This window comes from Undibacterium sp. Di26W (assembly GCF_049340265.1).
Lineage (GTDB): Bacteria > Pseudomonadota > Gammaproteobacteria > Burkholderiales > Burkholderiaceae_D > Undibacterium.
In genome coordinates, this window is sequence record NZ_JBMPOR010000004.1 from 338,142 (window position 1) to 356,866 (window position 18,725).

The 18,725-nt window shown below is 52.4% G+C and carries 18 protein-coding genes; 6 read left to right on the forward strand and 12 right to left on the reverse strand.

What is annotated here, in order from left to right:
- The first annotated feature begins 8 nt into the window (after positions 1-8).
- Positions 9-830, forward strand: coding sequence for a hypothetical protein (locus tag ACO0LM_RS07720; RefSeq protein ID WP_423035816.1), 822 nt, complete (start codon positions 9-11; stop codon positions 828-830).
- A gap of 86 nt (positions 831-916) precedes the next feature.
- Here the strand turns inward: ACO0LM_RS07720 and ACO0LM_RS07725 are convergent, their stop codons facing one another.
- The 4 genes from ACO0LM_RS07725 to ACO0LM_RS07740 form a co-directional block, all read right to left on the reverse strand.
- On the reverse strand, positions 917-2,518 hold the full coding sequence (locus ACO0LM_RS07725; protein ID WP_423035818.1) for an alkaline phosphatase D family protein: 1,602 nt from the start codon (positions 2,516-2,518) through the stop codon (positions 917-919).
- Between the two features lie 153 nt (positions 2,519-2,671).
- Positions 2,672-3,079, reverse strand: coding sequence for a hypothetical protein (locus ACO0LM_RS07730; RefSeq protein ID WP_423035820.1), 408 nt, complete (start codon positions 3,077-3,079; stop codon positions 2,672-2,674).
- Between the two features lie 35 nt (positions 3,080-3,114).
- Positions 3,115-3,441, reverse strand: a complete 327-nt coding sequence (locus tag ACO0LM_RS07735; protein ID WP_423035822.1) for a hypothetical protein — start codon at positions 3,439-3,441, stop codon at positions 3,115-3,117.
- 222 nt (positions 3,442-3,663) lie between these two features.
- On the reverse strand, positions 3,664-4,338 hold the full coding sequence (locus tag ACO0LM_RS07740; RefSeq protein WP_423035824.1) for an energy transducer TonB: 675 nt from the start codon (positions 4,336-4,338) through the stop codon (positions 3,664-3,666).
- Positions 4,339-4,705: 367 nt separating this feature from the next.
- Here ACO0LM_RS07740 and ACO0LM_RS07745 point away from each other — a divergent pair, with 367 nt between their 5' ends.
- Both ACO0LM_RS07745 and ACO0LM_RS07750 read left to right on the forward strand, forming a co-directional pair.
- The gene (locus ACO0LM_RS07745; protein ID WP_423035826.1) at positions 4,706-5,353 is read left to right on the forward strand and encodes a response regulator; all 648 of its coding nucleotides are present in this window, start codon (positions 4,706-4,708) and stop codon (positions 5,351-5,353) included.
- Positions 5,354-5,378: 25 nt separating this feature from the next.
- Positions 5,379-6,884, forward strand: a complete 1,506-nt coding sequence (locus ACO0LM_RS07750) for a HAMP domain-containing sensor histidine kinase (protein WP_423035828.1) — start codon at positions 5,379-5,381, stop codon at positions 6,882-6,884.
- A 40-nt stretch (positions 6,885-6,924) separates the two neighbouring features.
- Here the strand turns inward: ACO0LM_RS07750 and ACO0LM_RS07755 are convergent, their stop codons facing one another.
- Positions 6,925-7,839: an intradiol ring-cleavage dioxygenase gene (locus ACO0LM_RS07755; RefSeq protein ID WP_423035830.1), complete on the reverse strand. Its 915-nt coding sequence runs from the start codon at positions 7,837-7,839 to the stop codon at positions 6,925-6,927.
- Positions 7,840-8,046: 207 nt separating this feature from the next.
- Here ACO0LM_RS07755 and ACO0LM_RS07760 point away from each other — a divergent pair, with 207 nt between their 5' ends.
- Complete coding sequence (locus ACO0LM_RS07760) at positions 8,047-8,736, forward strand: response regulator (RefSeq protein ID WP_423035832.1); 690 nt, start codon at positions 8,047-8,049, stop codon at positions 8,734-8,736.
- Positions 8,737-8,738: 2 nt separating this feature from the next.
- Positions 8,739-9,920, forward strand: coding sequence for an ATP-binding protein (locus tag ACO0LM_RS07765; RefSeq protein ID WP_423035834.1), 1,182 nt, complete (start codon positions 8,739-8,741; stop codon positions 9,918-9,920).
- An 18-nt stretch (positions 9,921-9,938) separates the two neighbouring features.
- Here the strand turns inward: ACO0LM_RS07765 and ACO0LM_RS07770 are convergent, their stop codons facing one another.
- The 6 genes from ACO0LM_RS07770 to ACO0LM_RS07795 are packed head-to-tail and all read right to left on the reverse strand — an operon-like array spanning position 9,939 to position 17,280.
- Positions 9,939-11,312: a sensor histidine kinase gene (locus ACO0LM_RS07770; protein WP_423035836.1), complete on the reverse strand. Its 1,374-nt coding sequence runs from the start codon at positions 11,310-11,312 to the stop codon at positions 9,939-9,941.
- Positions 11,309-12,646 (reverse strand): sigma-54-dependent transcriptional regulator, encoded by a 1,338-nt coding sequence (locus ACO0LM_RS07775; protein ID WP_423035838.1) that lies wholly within the window; start codon positions 12,644-12,646, stop codon positions 11,309-11,311. Before ACO0LM_RS07775 ends, ACO0LM_RS07770 begins: the two co-directional genes overlap by 4 nt.
- Positions 12,647-12,671: 25 nt before the next feature.
- Positions 12,672-13,919, reverse strand: coding sequence for an ABC transporter permease (locus ACO0LM_RS07780; RefSeq protein WP_423035840.1), 1,248 nt, complete (start codon positions 13,917-13,919; stop codon positions 12,672-12,674).
- A 7-nt stretch (positions 13,920-13,926) separates the two neighbouring features.
- Complete coding sequence (locus tag ACO0LM_RS07785; RefSeq protein WP_423035842.1) at positions 13,927-15,228, reverse strand: ABC transporter permease; 1,302 nt, start codon at positions 15,226-15,228, stop codon at positions 13,927-13,929.
- Positions 15,229-15,239: 11 nt separating this feature from the next.
- Positions 15,240-15,992, reverse strand: a complete 753-nt coding sequence (locus ACO0LM_RS07790; RefSeq protein ID WP_423035844.1) for an ABC transporter ATP-binding protein — start codon at positions 15,990-15,992, stop codon at positions 15,240-15,242.
- Positions 15,993-16,011: 19 nt separating this feature from the next.
- A complete protein-coding gene (locus ACO0LM_RS07795; RefSeq protein WP_423035846.1) occupies positions 16,012-17,280 on the reverse strand; it encodes an efflux RND transporter periplasmic adaptor subunit in 1,269 nt (422 codons plus the stop codon).
- Between the two features lie 444 nt (positions 17,281-17,724).
- On the opposite strand from ACO0LM_RS07795, the gene ACO0LM_RS07800 reads away from it, so the two are divergent.
- The gene (locus ACO0LM_RS07800) at positions 17,725-17,859 is read left to right on the forward strand and encodes a hypothetical protein (protein WP_422983190.1); all 135 of its coding nucleotides are present in this window, start codon (positions 17,725-17,727) and stop codon (positions 17,857-17,859) included.
- 156 nt (positions 17,860-18,015) lie between these two features.
- Here the strand turns inward: ACO0LM_RS07800 and ACO0LM_RS07805 are convergent.
- The coding region (locus ACO0LM_RS07805; protein ID WP_423035848.1) for a DUF4214 domain-containing protein at positions 18,016-18,725 on the reverse strand (710 nt) is incomplete at its 5' end.

The following is an 18,725-nucleotide window of genomic DNA, read 5'->3' on the forward strand; positions in this document are numbered from 1 at the left end:
GAAATACGATGTTGAATTTGAAAAAATTGGTGGCAGGCCTGTTTTGCTCGGTCACTGCATTCAGCGCTTATGCGGCTGAACCAAAAATTGCCGTGACTGATCTGACATACGAAGAAAAAGTCAGTGAATATTTCCATGTGGTGTCTGCTTCCAGCAAAAGCAGTGTCAAGGGTAGCTATAGCGAGCGTGAAACGGATCGCAGCTATTCACAACGTGGCAATGTGAACGCCAAGAGCGAAAGCAATTACTACGAAGCTGAAGGTTTTTATACCTATATTGACCGCGGCGAACTGAAAACCTATACCGCCGACCTGAAAGGCTCGCTGATCAAGGGCGGTGGCGTTACGCTGGTACAGGCACGCCCCTATGTTGGCAAGCCCATGGAAAAAATTTACGACATCATCGGTCGTATCAAACAGGGTATGTATCCAGGCGCTGATTATGTCTTGTTTGGCACACTGAGCAATATCCAGTTCCGCCAGGAAAGCAATCAACTGCAATACGGCAATTCCATGACAGCCAGCCTGTCGTTGGACCTGGTTGCTGATTTCAGCCTGATCAATACCAAGACGTATGAAATCAAGGCAGCTTTCAGCGCCAGCGGTTCAGGCGTTGATACCAAGATCATCAGCCGTGCCGGTGACCGTGTGGTGTTCAATCGCGGTAAAGTCATGCAAGAGACTTCGCACACGCTGGCAGACAATGCCTACAATGAGCTGATGGTGCAGTTCGGTTATCCACGCGGTAATAACCGTGGACAGAATGTCCGCATACAGGGCCAGCCAGTGACACCGGTGCAAAATCCTGAGCCGGTGACTGTCTATAAGTAATTGTTTTAGTTTTTGTGAAAAAAAATGGCTGACCTGATGGTTAGCCATTTTTCATTTGCGTTGGGTGAAGAATGATTTGATCGAACTTAAACCTCAGGATTGATATCAACCTTGTACAGGTTCTTGCCATCAATATCGTGCAGGGACACCGTCATTACCTTGGTTTTTGCATCGATTTTGGCGATGCCAAAGAATTGCAGTAAGTCTGCTGGTGAGCGATTTTGTTTCAGGTCTTTCGGTACGCTGACATAGCGCACGTCGGGGCCAAAGGTCTGGTCGACTTCGTTGGGGCCAAACGTGCCTGCGTTCAGTGGGCCACCGACAAATTCCCAGAATGGCTTAAAGTCGGTAAAGCTGGCTTTGCCGGGTGAATAATAAGTGGCTGAGGCATAGTGCACATCAGCAGTAACCCACACCACGTTCTTGATATTGTGCTGCTTGATGAATTTCAATAGCTCTGCAATTTCCAGCTCGCGTCCCAGAGGTTTGCCATTGTCGCCATTGGCCCAGGCTTCAAATGTACCTTGCGGCACGTCCGGGTTCAGGTCGGGCACCACCAGGGAAATTGGCATATCGCTTGCGATGACTTTCCAAGTCGAGCGTGAACGCAGCAGGGCCTGTTTTATCCATTGCAATTGTGCCTTGCCCAGAAAGGCTGCATCCTTGTCCAACCTGCTTTGACGATTGGGAGAATTGGCTCCGCGATAGCTGCGCTCGTCCAGCATGAACACTTCAAGCATGGGGCCGTAGTTGAACATGCGGTAAATGCGTCCGGGATCGTTCTCGTCTATGCGATAGGGATTGTATTCAAACATCGCACGGCGGGAATTTTGCGCAAGTGCATTTAAGTCGCGTTCGTGATAACGCTTTTCCGCAGCACCGATTTGCTGACCCGGATACCAGTTATTGCGTACTTCGTGATCATCCCATTGCACCAGAAAAGGCACTTCGGCGGCAAAACGTCGTTTATTTGCGTCGAGGAAGTTATAGGCAAAATTGCCGCGATAATCTTCCAGGGTTTCTGCGACTTTGGATTTGGCTGGTGTCACCAGGTTATTCCACAGGCTGCCATCGTCAAGTTTGACTTGCGCCTGTATCGTCCCGTCAGCATAAATCTGGTCGCCGGAATGAATGAAAAAATCAGGTTGGAAGCGACGCATGCTTTCATAAATCCGGTATCCGCCAAAGGCCTCATTGATACCCCACCCCTGGCCGGCTTCATCGCCTGAAAATGCAAAAATGATGTCGCGTTCCGTGCCGCCCGGTATCAGCAAGCTGCCTTGTACAGGTTCACTGTTTGCCGATGGATTTTGTAAATCCTGAAAGCGCACGCGGTAAAAGGTACGCTGACCAGCAGGCAAGCCACTGAGGTCTATGCGTGCCGTGTAATCGCTGCCAGGTAATGCCAACGGGCCGCTGATGCTGCGCGCATCTTTGAAGGTTTCATTGCTGGCATACTCAAGCAGCATACGGGCTGGCCTGTCGGTGCGACTCCAGATGATGGCCTTGTTGCCGGTAATGTCGCCGCTCATGACACCACAAGGCATTTGCGGTCGCAATTTATCTGAGGTGATATAGGCCGGTGACAAAGCAAATGCCGGCAAGCTTGATCCACCTAAAAGAGTGCTGGCGCCGACGGTGGCCTGGCGTAAAAACTGGCGACGGGAATTCTTGCTGAGTTTTTGCATGGCTTTACAGAGTTGGCTATGAATGCTTTAGAAATCTCTGATTGCGTGTAGCGAGTGGCGTGCGCCTGGGTTCAGCAACGCAGTTTACAAGACTGCATCATGAACACAACAGACCTTAAGTTACGCTACATCGTCACTCAATCCGGGTTTTCGTCATTGTAGGGCCTCTGTATGACTAGATGATGTCAGTTTCAGCGTGTCTTGACGGCGAGACTTACGAAAGTCGGTAACGGTGAGGGCCGTGACTAACAGCATTCCCAAGGGTAATAACCAGGCACAGATCAAGACCATGATGCCCAGATAAGGCGCTCGTGCCAGAGTCCCTTCATAGGGATGAAATTCCATGGTATCAGTCGGGTCACGGTGCTGACCATCCAATACCTTGACCATCAGGACTGCCGATTTGTACGGTGTTGTATGCTGCTCTTGAATATGGAAAGCCATGCCAGGCCGCCCCGTCTGCGCATAGTGTAGATTGGCGACTTCGGTGGCCCAACAACTGGCCTGACCCATTGGCAGCAATATCAGGCAACCCAGCAAGACGAAAATTTTCCTGATCATTGCAGTGTTTTTTTCTGCTAAAAAAACACTTGTTTTCATGTCGGGGACCAGGTTTTTCTGGTCAGGAATTGTAATGCCGTTGTGTCAGATAGATCCAGTGCAGGCATCGGTTTTTCTGGCACCTGGATTTTGCCAGCACCATGAATCACGCCCAGTTTTACCTTGCGTAACTTGACGTTGACGGTAATCAGGGTTTCCATCCTTTTTTGGCGAACTTCATTAAACGTCGCCAGCCAGTAGATATCATCAACTTTCAGGGTTTCTGCCCTGATGTTGTCGCGAACCGGATCCGCACAGGGCAGGCCAAAACTATTATTGTTGCCAGTTGTCCTGGAAATTATGTCGACAGATGTGATAGTCATGATTTCGTGTGTCCTTCGATAGCTCGTGGAGTCGGTTTCATTAATCCGATGCAAGTGTCTGGCATCTAGTGTATTGCGGCGGTTTTTTCCTTGTCTCAACGAAAAATTCGCGATTTTATAAGCGGCAATCTGCGTGCAACACTACACTAGACAAGTAAACAAGAGACTTCTCGTCAGCAATTACCTGGCGCCAGGTAATTGCTGACCGGGCGTTGCAAGAAATCATCCATCTATCTTCCAGACATATTGCACCTTGGTCCAGCTTTGTTGCGGTACGCCATCCACCGTGCCTGGCTTGAAGCGACATATAGATAATGCCTGTGCTGCGGCCCGGTCAAGAGTGCGGAATCCGCTGGAAGTATCAGTTTTGGTTTCCAGCACGCGGCCATCGGATCCAATCAGCATCGAGAAAGTGACGGTCCCGGTTTCCTCATTGCGTATGGAACTGGCTGGGTAGACGGGCTTGGTGCAGGCGTTCATGTCCACCACGGCAGCAACATGATGCGGCGCTTTGATAACTGCCGGTGGCTCTGTGCTTGTGCCGGTACCACCCTCAGCGCCACCGCTTTCTGTTTTGCCTTTTCCCTCCTTGGCGTCGCCCGTTTTCTTTGCTATGCCGGATTCATCTGTCGTAGGCTTGACTTTGGTTTCTACCTCGGGGAAATAGGGTGGTGGGTCTTTGGGCTTTGGCAGTTCTCTGTCGAATTTTGGTTGTTCCGGCTCCTTCACTTTAGGCTCGGTTATATCTTTTAAAATGATGGGGGGAGCAGACGGTAAGGAAATCTTGATTTTCATGTCGTTGAGAATGACAGCCAGCAAAGCAACATGCAGCAGGGTGACTACGCCAAGACGTGACATGCGTTTGAAGGGATTTTGCTTGTTTTCGGTAAATTCCATTTTTTCCTCCAGGGGTTTAGCAAAGCCTGAGAAAGACCGATGCTATGGCATACGGGTTTTCGTCCTGATTTTTAATTGGAAGTGCAATCAAGATGCTTTAAAATAGCAATAAAAATGACACTTGAAAAGCATTTAAAGGAAATATTTGAGGTATTTTTATTGCCATATTCTGGAAAATCACGCACGCCGAAGGAATTTAATACGAATAATCTCAGCTTTTATCGTTGAAAGTTGCTTGTCCCTCATAGTGGATTTCCTGGGATCAGTCGTGGTTTTTCTCTCAAATTGAAAAATTGCTAGTAAAAAGCATTATCATTGCGTTCAATGAGTAAAACAGTTCTCTACCTTGGCAGAAAGTGTTGTGTATATGCAAAAGCAAACTGGCATTCGTGTTTTATTGGCTGACGATCACCCTATCGTGATGACGGGCTTTGCCATGTCGCTCAGCAATCTGGGAATAAAAGTGCTGGGTCAGGCCAAAACCCCGCAAGAGGCGTTTGAACTCTTTGCGACCCTGCAGCCCGACGTGGTGATACTGGATATACGCTTTGGTGCCGAACTGACAGGACTCGACGCTGCGCGCAACATCCTGGCAAAATTTCCCGATGCGAAAATCATTTTCCTCAGCCAGTTTGATCAGGATGCATTGATCAAGGAAGCCTACAGGCTGGGGGCCAAGGCTTTTGTCACCAAGGACTGTGATCCAGCCGATCTGGCAAACGCCGTGCAACGCGCTCATCAGGGCGAATTGTATTTCTTGCCGCATATTGCTGAACGGCTGGCGAACCTGTCGGTGCGTGGTGATGAGTCACCGCAATCCCTGTTGAGTGAACGTGATCTGGAAATTTTCAAGTTGATGGCAGAAGGCCTGACCAATGCCGAGATTGCCGAGCGTCTGGAGCTGTCGCTGAAAACCATCAGCAATGTCAGCCAGACCATTAAAGAAAAACTCGGTGTGCACCGGCCTGCGTATATCACCAAGCTGGCCGTCAAGCATGGCTTGATCGCCCCATGATGTTGTCGTCAGCGATGGGCTGCTGATGTCGGGCGCAGCTATCTTCAACTGGAAGAATTGGGGCATACGCACGCGGCTGATATTGATCACCTTGCTGCCGGTGATTTACATGTTCTGCTCCATCGTCTGGTATTCGTATCACTCGCGTTTGCAGGAAGCCCGCACGGAACTGGCCGAGCGGGCCTATGTCGTGTCTACCGCGCTGGCAGAAAGTGTGGAATACAATCTGCTGTCCAAAAACATGCCCGGCTTGAGAAGCACGATGACCGATGTCATGCAGTCAGATCACAGTATTTTCAGGATCGATGTGCTGGATATCGACAAAAAAGATATCGTCCACATCATTTCCGCCCGTCGCGTGCAGAGTGATGAAAGCTATGTCGAAGTGCCGATCAAGAAGCAAATGGTATGGGTCAATATCCTGAAAGACCCGGCGAATGCGGGATTAGCCGCGCGCAGTATGGACGGTGCAAAAAAAGCTGGAAAAGACAGCGACATCATTGGCTATGTGCGGGTCACCATGTCGCCCACGCGGATAACGGAAAAGCATAGCCAGCGCTTCCAGTTTGAACTGGCCCTGAGTGCACTGGCGCTGCTGGTCAGTGCCATGGTGGCGGTGTTTCTGTCGCAAAGCCTGACCTACCCTTTACAGCGATCGATAGAAACCTTGCGTGAAATACGTGAAGGCGATTATTCCACCACACTGAAGTTGAGTACTGGCGGTGAACTGGGGGACTTGCAGACTTCCATCAACACCATGTCGGTTAGCCTGCAGCAAGCCAAACAGGATCTGGAAAACAAGGTGCAGGAAAGAACCAGGGACTTGCTGGAGTCGCGCAATGATGCCCTGAAAGCGAATGCAGAAAAAAGAAAGCTGATACAGAAAGTGCATACCATCGTCGAAGATGAACGCAAAAGCATTGCGATAGAGATTCATGATGAGTTGAATGCATCCCTGATCGCGGCACGGCTGGAATCGCAACGCATCCTGCATCTGGCGGAGCAGATGACGCCAGGGGCGGTGGCAGATGAAATACAGGAAAGAGCCAAAGCCATCACCACGCTGACACTGGATCTGTATGCCAATGGCCGCAATCTGGTGCGTCGCCTACGCCCTGAAGTGCTGGACATGCTGGGTTTGCAGGGGGCAGTCGAAGACATGCTCAGGCATTACAACAGCAATGCACAGGGGTGTCAGTTCCATTTTGACAGTGAAGGTGATTTTTCTCAGCTTGATAATGCACTGGCAATTTCTGCCTACCGCATTATTCAGGAAGCCTTGTCGAATGTACTCAAGCATGCCCAGGCCACGCAGGTGGAAGTGGCATTGACGCTGTTGCCAGAGCAACAGGTATTGCAGATAGAAGTCAGTGATGATGGTGTCGGCTTCGACATCGGCCATAGTACTGCAGGCATAGGTATTACCGGCATGCGCGAACGGGTGGCTGCCTTCAACGGCGAATTTGACTTGCACTCTGCCGACGGCCAGGGAACCCAGGTGACCATACGCCTACCGCTGACAACTGCGTGAAGGCAGCTGTCAGCAAGAGGCAAACAAAGGGCCACAAATCCTATACAGAAATTGCCACGGACAAGGTGACGACGTAGCCTTGCGTCGCATTGCCGGTCACGCTGACCATTTGCAGGCTGGTGCCGTCACTGAATACATTGTCGGTTGCATACGTGATCTGTGCCAGATTGCGTACGCTGGCGGTGTAGCCGGTGGCCAGATAGGCCTCATTCAACGTCGCCATCGGGAAAGTGAATTGCGAGGTTTTCACCTTGTTGTTGGCGCTGCTGATTTTAGTCAGGCTTGGGTACACCTCAAAATGCACATGCGGTATGCGCCCTGAATAACAGCCGGGGAAGATGGTCGTGAAACTGACGTTGCCGCTGCTGTCGGTTTCCTGCACACCACGCAAATAGTTTTCAGTGGTGATACCCGATGAATACATGGAGTAATTGCCGTCACGGTCGCAATGCCACAAATAGATCGCATATCCAGCGAGGGATGCACAACTGGTTTTGGTATTCACCAATTGCAATTTGATGGTCAGCGGCACACCGGCAGCAACCGCACTGGCACCGGCAATGCTGGCGCGTATGTCACTGCGCACTATGCCTGACAGCAACAGAGCGTTGGCAATGCTGCTGCCATTGCTGTTACTGCCATCACCAGGATAGGGGCCGGCCGTTTCTTCCGGAATGACTGTGCATGAGCCAGTGCCGGTGCTTGTTCCTGTGGTGGTACCGGTGGTTGTGCCCGTGGTGGTACCAGTAGTTGTACCGGTACTGGTGGTCGTCCCGGTTGTGGTCGTTGTTGTGCTACCAGTCGTGGTGGAGCTGGCATCGCTGCTACCGCCTCCACATGCCAGCAGGGACATGGCGCTACCGGCTGACAGCCAGCGCAGCATCTGCCGTCTGTTGGTCGCCATTTGCAGCAGAGTGTTCAGGTCGGTTTCGAGGTGTGGGCTGTGCTTGTCCATGGTATTTTTAGGTGTAAGTTGTGGTTGTGGTATTTTGTTCTTTCCACTTGTAAAGCGCCGTAAATCGAACGTAAAGATAGGTAAGGAATTTGTGTAATTGGTCTGAAATGACTGTAAAAGCAGGTAAATTTGCCAAAAATCCAGACGAATTTTGCTATGATTTACAGACTCGCATAATAATTTTATATTGATAACTGACCACCCCTGATGACCAAGGTATTACTCGCTGACGATGATGTCGAACTGGTAGGCATGCTCAAGGAATACCTTGAGCGTGAAGGCTTTGTCATTACGACAGCGTATGATGGCGAGCAGGCCGCAAAGGAAGCTTTGTCCGGCGAGCACGAAATTGTCGTACTGGATGTGATGATGCCGCGCATGAATGGTATTGATGCCTTGCGTCGTATTCGTGCCGAAAGCCGTATCCCGGTGCTAATGCTGACCGCCAGGGGGGATGACGTCGACCGCATCATCGGTCTGGAGCTGGGGGCGGATGATTACGTCCCCAAGCCTTGCACTCCGCGTGAATTGTTGGCCAGGTTGCGCGCCATCTTGCGACGCACCCAGATCGGCGTCAATATTGAGCATGACCGTCAAACTCTGGTGGTAGGGTCCTTGCAAATATGGTCAGGGCAACGCAGGGCGGAATGGAATAATAAATTGCTGGACCTGACCAGTACCGAATTCAGTCTGCTGGAATTGCTGGCAAAAAATGCCGGCCAGACCGTCAGCAAGAGTGATTTGTCAGAACAGGGACTGGGCCGGCCTCTGACCAGGTTTGACCGCAATATCGATGTACACCTGAGCAGCATACGGCAAAAAATCAGTGCATTTTCCGATGGCCGCACTGTCATACAGACGGTCTACCGGCAGGGCTATATGTTGACCCGCGAGTAATCATGGGGCGATTGTTCTGGAAGTTTTTTTTCTTTATCTGGCTGGCGCAATTGACTGCAATTGCCGGTATCAGCATGACTTTCTGGTTCAAGCATCTTGACCAGGACAACAATATTTCCGCGCGCAGCCCCGATTTTGACAAGCCTCCTCTGCACGGTGATGGTCCGCGTTTTTCTGATGGTGAACAACGACCACGGCCTGGCTTGCCGCCGCGAGGGGAACCACCATCCAGAGGCGGGCCGCCAATGCGGGGGCAACCGCATGATGAAAACTCACGCGCACTGGTGCCCATGGTGGGGGCCTTTTTTGCCAGCTTGCTATTTGCTGCCCTGATGGCCTGGTACATGGCGAAACCAATACGGCGGCTGAGTGAAGCTTTTCACGCACTGGCGGGCGGCAGCCTGCATACACGCATAGGTGACAGCATGGGGCAGCGCCAGGATGAATTGACGGCGCTGGGCCGTGACTTTGACCGCATGGCCGAACAGTTGACGGGTGCCTTGCAGAGTCAGCGCCGCCTGTTGCACGATGTGTCGCATGAATTGCGTTCGCCATTGGCGCGCTTGCAGGCGGCGATCGGCCTGGCAAGACAGCAGCCACAAAAAGCCGAAGAATATATGACCAGGATGGAGCGTGAAGCCATACGCATGGATAAGCTGGTGGGCGAACTGCTGACCTTGTCCAGGCTGGAAGCTGGTGCCAATATAGGGCAAGACCTCATCCACATGGATGAACTGATGTTGGAGCTCATGGATACGGCCAGCTTTGAAGCGCAGTCGGTACAGAAAAATTTTGTCACCACCTGCCAGCCGGAACGGCTGGCCATGGCTGGTGTGGTGGGCAAATATGAGTTGTTATACCGCGCATTTGAAAATGTATTACGGAATGCCTTGCGGCATACCCGGCCGGGCAGCACAGTGACACTGGAAGTAGCGGTGCTGAGCAATGAAATCCAGGTGACGGTGCTGGATGAAGGCAGTGGTGTGCCGGAAGCGGAACTAGATAATATTTTCAGGCCGTTTTATCGCGGCCATGATGCCGAACGCAATACCGATGGCTATGGCCTGGGCCTGGCGATTACCCAGCGCGTCATACAGGCACATGGTGGCCGCATCGTTGCCAGTAACCGTCAGACGGGTGGTCTTTCCATGCGTATGAGTTTGCCGCTGGTCGGCACGCAGTAAGCAAAGCCCTGAGTGTATTTACCTGACAGCATGCTTGACAGGTAAAAACAGGCTGACTGACAGCCCGCCACCATCCCGGTTATTCAGGGTAATCCGACCGCCATGGGCTTCAATGATTTCGCGTACCAGCGCCAGCCCCAGTCCGGTGCCGCTGCGTTTGGTGGAATAGAAGGGGATCAGCGCATTCGACATCACGGTATCCGTCATGCCGCTACCCCTGTCCATGATTTCTATACGGGCGATATCTTGCACGACACGTATGGCGAGGCAGACTTGGTTTTCTGCTGAACCCGATTCATGGGCGTTCTTCAACAGGTTGAGCAGGGCATGTTCCATTTGTGCCGGATCGACACTGATGCTTTCATCGGGTATGTTGCCGGTGATCGTGAATGCGATTTGTGATTTCAGGCCGTTGATAAAGCGCGTCCAGTTGATACTTTCCAGGCGGGGTGTAGGCAGTTTCGCAAATCGTGCATAACCATCGATAAAACTTTCCAGATGGCGCGTGCGCTCTTCGATGGTGTGCAGGATAGCGGGCAGGCGTTCTGTTTGTCCGCGTCGCACCAGTTCTGCTGCCGAATTGGCCAGCGAGGCGACGGGGGCCAGTGAATTATTCAATTCATGGCTGATGACCCGTATGACTTTCTTCCAGGTCTGCACTTCCTGACGGCGCAATTCCACGGTCAGGTGACGCAGCAGGAATAATTCATGATGCCGCCCATTCAGACTGAAATGGCGGCGTGCCAGATGATAGACTTCTTCCTCTTCTTCTGCGCTGGCTGCGCTGACCGTGAACAGGCCATCACCACTGCGCTGTATGGCTTCGCGTAAAGACGGCGAGACCTGAGTCAGCAATTCATTGAAATGATGGCCTTCCAGTTTGCGTCCCTGGTTCAGTAATTGCCGCGCGGCGATATTCGCAAATACGATCACGCTCTGGTCGGTAATCAGTAGCATGGCTACCGGTGTATTTTGCAGCATGGTGTCGAGCAATAGCTCGCGTTGCACCAGGTCCAGGCGCTGGCTGCGCAATACATCACCCAGCGCATTGTGGGCGTCGACCAACTCCCTCAGTTCATCCGCATAGGGCCAATGCACACCGAAAGAAAAGTCATTGTCCTGATAACTGATGACCGTACCGGCCAGTGCATGGAACAGGCGTATGACAGAGTGCAACTGGCTGCGTATGATGATCAGGCCAATCGGCAGCATCACCAGCAGGCTGAGTGAAACCGCCAGTAAGGGATGCAGATCCAGCCAGTAGTGCAGGGCCGTTGTCAGTGATACCGCCAGTGTCAGCAAGCCTGCAACGCTGAGACTGAGACGGCTGATCAATGACGGTGCCAGCATTTTCCCGGTTTTGCTGTGGCTGCTTGGTGAGTCTGGCATCATGTGTTGCGGTTGATGCCCAACCTGTCCATGCGGCGATACAGGGCTTGCCGGCTCAGACCCAGTTCGGCGGCTGCCTGCGCCACGACGCCACCAGCCCTGCTCAGTGCGCGTTCTATGGCTTCCTTGCCTGGTTCATTGTCGCTACTGGCCCAGGAGGTAATGACAGGCAAGCCTAAATCGGCTGGCATGATCTCGTTTTTAGCTGCCAGCAGGCAGGCGCGCTGCAAGACATTTTTCAATTCCCTGACATTGCCTGGCCATGCATATTGCTGCAGACAGCTTTGTGCCGTCGGGTGCAGGCTTTTGCCGTCGGATAGAAAATATTCTGCCAGTGGCAAGATATCGCCCGTCCGTTCAGCCAGCGGTGGCAGATGCAATTCGATCACATTTAACCGGTACAACAAGTCTTGCCGGAAACTGCCGGCCCTGATCATAGCTTGCAAGTCAGCATTGGTTGCACTGAGTACCCTTACCTTGACTTGTCTTTCCTTGTTGGACCCCAGGCGTTCGAAGCGCCCGGTTTCCAGTACGCGCAATAATTTCATCTGGCCTGCCAGCGGCAGGTTGCCGATTTCATCGAGAAACAGCGTACCGCCATCGGCAGCTTCAAACTTGCCTTCGCGGGCCTTGCCGGCACCGGTATAGGCACCTGCTTCTGTTCCAAACAATTCAGCCTCGATCAGCTCTGATGGCAGGGCGCCGCAATTCAGGATGATAAAGGGGCCATCCCTGACACTGGAATTGGCCTGGATGATTTGCGCTATCCTTTCCTTGCCGGCGCCATTGGGGCCGGTAATCAGCACCGGCACATCAGCACGTGCTACCTGGCAAGCCATGCCCAACACGCGCTCGGTGGCGGCATCATTCCAGACCAGCCCGCACAGGTCGAATTTTTGTTCCAGCTCGCGTTTTTGCTTGCGCTCTCTTTGCAGCCGCTGCTGCAGTGCACGGTTAGTCTGGCCCAGCTCTATCAGGTTGCGTACCGTTGTCAGCAGCTTCTGATCATTCCAGGGTTTGCCCAGGTAATCTGCTGCGCCTGATTTGATCAGGTCGACGGCGGTATCGAGATGGGTCCAGGCCGTCAGCAATACCACGGGCAAGTCGGGAAAACGCTTGCGAATTTCGCTAAACAAAGCCTTGCCTTCTTCACCAGACGTCGTGTCTGCGGTAAAGTTCATGTCCTGTATCACCAGATCGACGGCGTGCTGGTCCAGCATCGCCAGACCCTGCTCTGGCGATATGGCACAGATCGCATCGATATCATGCAGCGAGAACAGTACTTCCAGTGCCACCGCGACGGTGGCGTTATCATCAATAATCAGTACGGTAGGCATGGTCAGTGTTTAGGTTTTCATTGCTTCAGGTACTGCGGGTGGCGGTTGCCGGCGAAATGGCTGCCGCACGCGCCGCAGGGCCGACAACCGCGATGATACCAAGTATCCAGAAAATAACACTTCCTACTACCAAATATTGCACAGGCAATTTAGCCAGTTCCAGTTTGCTGACCAGAAGCTGGTTCAGGGCGATTGCCAATGCCACACCAAAGAAGATACCGATACTGGTGATCATCATATTTTCCATCACGAAGTAACGCAGGATATCGATGCGGCGCGCACCCAGTGCACGGCGCACACCGATATGTTTGCGGCGTTGCGTCACCCACAGGCTGGAAATACCGACGATGCCACTGGCCGTCACCAGCAAGAGCAAGACGCAGACGGCTATCAGCATCCAGGCCAGGCCATTGTCGGCGCGATAGCGTCTGGTTCTGTCTTCTTCCAGGGTGCGCATATTGATAATCAGGGGTGTTGCAGACGATTTTCTGAGTGCCATCTCAACATCCTTCATGACACGTTCACGCTGGCCAGGTTCGGCACGGACCGAATACTTGGAATACGGGTCATTCGACATACGTATGGGCAATATAACCGAACTTTCACCCTTTGCGCCGATTTGGGCGCTAACGGTCTGCAAGCGTTCAAGCACGCCAATGATACGCGTCGCATAGGCATCGTCACCAGTGCCAAAATAGATGGTTTTCCCTACAACATTGGCCTGGCCAGGAAAAATTTTCTCTGCAACTGCCTTGGTAAGGATGACTACGTCAGGAAATTCCTTGCTGGTGCTAGTGTCAATTTCGCGAAACTCACCCGGATTGAAGTCCCGCCCGTCGGCTAGTTTCAAACCCCAGAGTTTCATCACAGATTCGGACGCGATATACATCGAAACACTGGTACTGGTGGCGGCCTGTTTCCTGTCGAGCGAAATGCCGGTGTAACTGCCCGACCACGACAATGGTGTCTGGCTTACTCTTATGACACCCTGCACGCCAGCTACGCCGCGTATGGTTGCCTCATCCTGCTTTTGTGTGGCGATCTGTTCTGCATGTTCAGCTACTTTACGGTTGCTGAGGTTAATGGAAAACAGATTATTTTCTTCTGTCAGGCCGCTGGGGCGTGCTACTACTTCCATGCGCAGCTGTACGATATACACGGCGTTGGCCAAGATTGCCAGGCTGATGGCAACCTGCAGGGCCACCAGGATGGCACCGGTCTTGCTGCGCAGTAGCGCAGACAAAATGGGTCGGATTTCCAAATTGAGTTTCATGGTAACCTCATTGTGATTTGAGTTGTATCGCGGGTGTCACCTGACATGCGCGCCAGGTCGGGAACAATCCCGCCAAGATGGCTGCAGTGACTGACATGACGAAGGTAATGGTCAGCATTTGCCAGTCCATATGTGCTACGACGGTAAGCTGTTTCGATTGCATGGCGATCAGGGCAAGTGCGCCAAAAGCCAGTAACAGGCCGGTGAGACCGCCAGCGAGGCCAATGACGCTGCTTTCGATGAGAAATTGATTAAATATCTCTTTGCGGGATGCGCCCAGCGCCCGTCGTACGCCGACTTCCGATGCCCGCACCGAAAATTTGGCCAGTAAAAGTCCCACAGTATTCACCAGGCACAATAGCAGAAAGCCAAAGGCCAGCCATGCAGACAACTTGTTGTCGTTACCAACCACTTTGGATTCATCCAGCCATTCCATGACATTGAATAGTTTATTTTTTGCCTGACGCATGTAACGACCCAGTTTGCGCTGTTCAGTTGCATAATTATCGAGGTAGCTTTGCAATTCCTGACGCTGGCTTTCTGACTTCAATTCAAACCAGAAGCTTAGCCATGTGCATTCGGAATCCAGCCGCCCCTGCCAGCCGGGTGCGACGTCGCCAGTACAGCCCATGCCGCCAGCGTGTGTAATTTCATGCCGGATGGCGCTTGCAAGAGGGATAAAAAAATCTTCCTGCGTGCCAAATGTGGCGTTGCGGTAAAAGCGCGGACTTGGCTCCCAGGTGTCGAGTACGCCGACTATCTGGAACTGGTGGCCTATCATGGTCAGATACTGACCAACAGGATTGGTATTGCCGTACAGTTTTTCAGCCAATTTTTTTCCAAGTACGACAACGTCCGCAGCTTTGGCGTCATCGTTGTCAGTCCATCCCTGCCCGTGCAAAAATGGAGTGTCAAACATGGCGAAAAAATCCTTGGTTACGGCGCTACCTTCGGGTTCTATTGCAGGCAGGTCTTTGCGTGCTGGTTCTATTGCCATTAATATGCCGTACGTAGCCGTACGTCTTTCCCCAATTTGGGCCGGCAGATGATTCATGACATCCCGGTAACTCATCTGGGTATCATTCGGTTTATCATTTGGCGTGTAGCCTTTCAGTGGGCCATTATCCATCAGGGGTATGAACAGACGGTTGCTCTTGTGTGGTATTGGGTCACCCGACATCACATGTAGAATTGTCAGAGTGGAAATGCTGGCAGCAACGCCTACCGCCAGGGTCAGCACCATCAGCGCAGTCAGGGCCGGATTGCGGCGCAGACTACGTATGCCCAGGAAAAAATAATATTGAAACATGTCACTGCTCCTCAGGCGACGGCCGAACGATCAACTTCATTGGCAGAATCGTCTGCCTTACCTTCAGTCCTGGCGTCATACAGCGAAGGCATCTTGCGCACCAGATCACTGACCTGACCATCGATAATGTGGACATTGCGCTGGGCACGTATGGCCAGTTCCGGATCATGCGTAACCATCAATATGGTCGTACCCTTGGCATTGATTTCTTCCAGCAATTCCATGACGCTGCGCGCCATCTGGGTATCCAGGTTACCGGTAGGTTCATCGGCCAGTAACAGCTTTGGTGAACCGGCCAGTGCGCGTGCAATGGCGACACGCTGTTGCTGACCACCCGACAATTCGGCTGGAAAATGTTTCATGCGCGAGGCCAGGCCAACCTGGGCCAGTGAGGCTTCTATGCGTTCCTTGCGCTCGGCTGCATTAAAACCGCGATAACGCAGTGGCACGTCGACATTGTCGAATAAATTCAAATCAGGAATCAGGTTGAAACCCTGGAAAATGAAACCCAGTTTTTCATTACGCAAGCGGGTGCGGGCATTATCGTTCATGCCTTTGACATTGATGCCATCGAGCAGGTAATCGCCATCATTGAATTCTTCCAGCAAACCAGCGATGTTCAGGAAAGTGGTTTTGCCGGACCCTGAGGGGCCGGTCACGGTGACAAATTCACCTTCCTTGACATGGATGTCAAAGCCGCGCAGGGCATGGGTTTCTATCAGGTGGGTACGGTAAACTTTGCTCAGGCTTTTCATGCGTAACATGGGATATTCCTTTTCTAAATTAATTATTGATAGAAACGCTGGTAGCGTTTTCAAATGTATCGGTACCAGAGATCACGACCTTGTCGCCGTCCTTCAAACCACTGAGAATTTCTACTGCGGAGATACTGGTTGCACCCATTTTGATAGGGCGGCGCTGGGCAACGCCGTTTTCTACGACATAGGCAAAACGTCCACCGTCTGCCTCAACAAAGGGGCCACGCGGCAAGATCATGACGTTGGCTTTTTCTTCCATCAGCAAGCGGGCAGAGACGCGCTGGCTTTGACGCAAGCCTTCAGGTTGCTTGCCACTGAAACGCACTCTGGCGAGTATCTGGTTCTTCACCACTTCCGGTGAGATAGCCGTCAAGCTACCCATGATCTTGTTATTGTTGATCATGATTTCTGCCTTCATGCCCAGACCCAGATCGGTCATATACGATTCAGGAATTTCCACTTCGACTTCCAGTTGCGACAGATCCACCAGGGTCATCAGCGCAGTATTGGCGGCCACTACACTGCGGTTGGAAATTGCCAGGCTACCGATGATGCCGTCTACTGGCGCGCGTAATTTCAATTCTTCGACACGGCGTTTGGCATAGTTCAGGCTCAGGCGCTGGCGCTGCAACTGGCTCATTTTTGTTTTCAGTTCCAGGGTCACATCTTCGCTTTCCAGATCGGCTGCCTGGGCCGCATGTTTGGAACGTATTTCTGTGGAATGCATGGCATCCTGGGCTTTCAGGAAATCGTTCTTGGCGACCACGCCAATGACGCCAGCGGCTTCTATGCGCTGGAAGGCACGTTGTGCTGCCACGCGATCAATTTCTGCCTGGTCGGCATCACGACGGGCGATCAGCTTTTGTTTTTTGGCCAGTATCTGCTGGCGAGCGACTTCGGCTTCCAGCTGTTCGGTATTGGATTGTTCGCGTTTGAACTGGTCGGTCAGGTCTGGCGATTCTATCTCGGCGACGATGTCACCTTTCTTGACTGTTTCACCGGCGCTCACCTTCAAAGTGACCGTGCCGCCAGCACTGGAATACAAGGTCGGGCTGATCGCTGCCACAATCCTGCCATTGACTGCCGCATCCCTGACCAGAGTGCCGTGAGTCACTTCCGCAATGCGCAGGCGTGACGCATTCACCGACTGGCTGCTACCGCGCCAGGCAGATATCAGTAACACCAGGGCGGCGATGCCAGCCAGGCTGGCACCTGCCACCATCAACAAACGCTTGCGGGTTTGTCCCGTATTGGTAGACAACACGGTATCTTGGGCTGAAGTATCTCGTATCATGATGTGCTTATTAATTGGAATGCATGAAGAATGCATAACGTTTAGCAGAAACCATGCCAGTTGTAAGTCATTGAATAGTAAGGGAAATATTTTGGTGGGACTTGTCCGCCCCGTCCGTTATTTGTCCGCGTGACACGCAGACAGTCATGGCAGGAGGGCGAGCGGACGGTATGGAGGACTGATAAAACCGGGCGAACGAGGCGGGCAGAAAACTTACCCACAAGCTATCCACAGGTCATCCACCGTTTTGGGCTGACTTATACAGGGCTTGTCCACAGCTTGGTTGCAACGTAGGTACAACTTAGGTGCAAGGTATTTGCTACTGATCTAACCCAGATGACGTCGCAAATGCCGGTCGAATATATTTTCGTGGCGGCGGTTATGTCAGGCGCATGAGCCTATACTGGTTAGTCACCAAATTCTTGGTGTTACCAGGAGATTATCGTGAGTAAGGTACAACAGAGTAATAAAGAGACCAAGAAGCAGGCCGCCAGCACACCTAAGGAAAAGAAGGCAGCCAAACAGGCCAAGAAAGAGGCTTCGACGGTTATTCCGTGGACGCAACGTAACGTTGCCTGATCTGACAATCTGATCCGTGGCTGGCACCGGCTAGTGCAGCACTACACTAGCTGCCGCTCCCATCACTGCCCCTCATTTATCCTCCGTCACATCTGGCGGTAAAGTAAGGGGCAGCTTCCGTCAAACTGCCTCATCCAGTTTGACGTCTGTTCCCCCTCAAACCGGCATAAACCTGGCCAGATACTCAGGCGAATTAATAAACTGCCCGATGAGCGTCACTGCATCCACACCCGACTGAGCGAGCAAAGCATTAAAGGTTGCCGCATCCGGTGCATGTCCCAGCAGCCCGATATAATCCAGCGTCAACGACACCTTGCTCTGAGAAGTGGCCTTGAACTCCGTCGACTCTGTAAAGCCCGCCAACAAATCCCCCCGGCTGACCCCACTGCCAAGCTGCCCCAGCCAGTACGTCTTGCCCGCCGCGTCCGATGTCCTGTGCAACACATTCTGGTACACCCGGTCCACAAAGGCACTATTGTCCAGACTGCCATACGTACTCTGGAACTCCGTACTGGCAACAAACGACGCACTGATCTTGGAGAGACTCAAGCCCGCCTTCTCTTGCTGCATCCAGTACGCCAGGCCATCGCGGTCCGGCAAGCGGTCAAAGGCCCCAAAGTACAGCCGCGTCAGACTGCCGATGCCATTCTGGAATTCCGACGACGCCATGAACGACGCCGCCACCTGCGCCCTGCTCATCTTGCCACTGTCAATCTGCTGCTGCCAGTACTGCACCCCTGCCGTATCCGCTTCCCGGAACAGCACATCGCGGTACAACTGCATGGCAAACAAGTCAGAACGGTGCAAGACATCATTGTCTTTCGCCAGCGGATTGGTCCCCAGTTGTAATTCCACCGCATCCGGGA